This window comes from Pseudomonas agronomica (genome assembly GCF_025917275.1).
GTDB classification, from domain to species: Bacteria; Pseudomonadota; Gammaproteobacteria; order Pseudomonadales; family Pseudomonadaceae; genus Aquipseudomonas; species Aquipseudomonas agronomica.
Map to the genome: position 1 here is coordinate 1 of NZ_JAOSHO010001058.1, position 428 is coordinate 428.

The following is a 428-nucleotide window of genomic DNA, read 5'->3' on the forward strand; positions in this document are numbered from 1 at the left end:
AGTCACTGCGCGCAGGCTTCTGCACAATCGCCCTGCGCTTGAAACCCACAAGACAGTGACCCAGCCCAATGAAACTGCAACCGTTGCCGCCGCTCAACAGCCTGGTAGCGTTCGAAGCCGCCGCACGCCACCTGAGTTTCACCGTGGCGGCCCGCGAGCTGAACGTCACCCAGGGCGCTGTCAGCCGCCAGATACGCCTGCTCGAGGATTATCTGGGTACGGCGCTGTTTGTCCGCACGACCCGTGAGATCAACCTCACCGCGACGGGCAGCCAGTACTACGAAAGTGTTCGCGATACGCTTCAACAGATCGCCCGCGCCACGGCTGGCGTGCGTCATTGGCAAGGCGCGCAGCAAGTCACCGTCGTCACCAGCACGGCGATGGCATCGCTGTGGTTGCTGCCGTTGGTTTCGGAGTTCCAGCGCCAG

1 protein-coding gene is annotated in these 428 nt (G+C 63.1%); it reads left to right on the forward strand.

Annotated elements, in window-relative coordinates:
- Positions 1 to 68 precede the first annotated feature (68 nt).
- Positions 69 to 428, forward strand: a 360-nt coding sequence (locus OC610_RS28890; protein WP_264433236.1) for a LysR family transcriptional regulator, incomplete at its 3' end; no start/stop codon positions are given.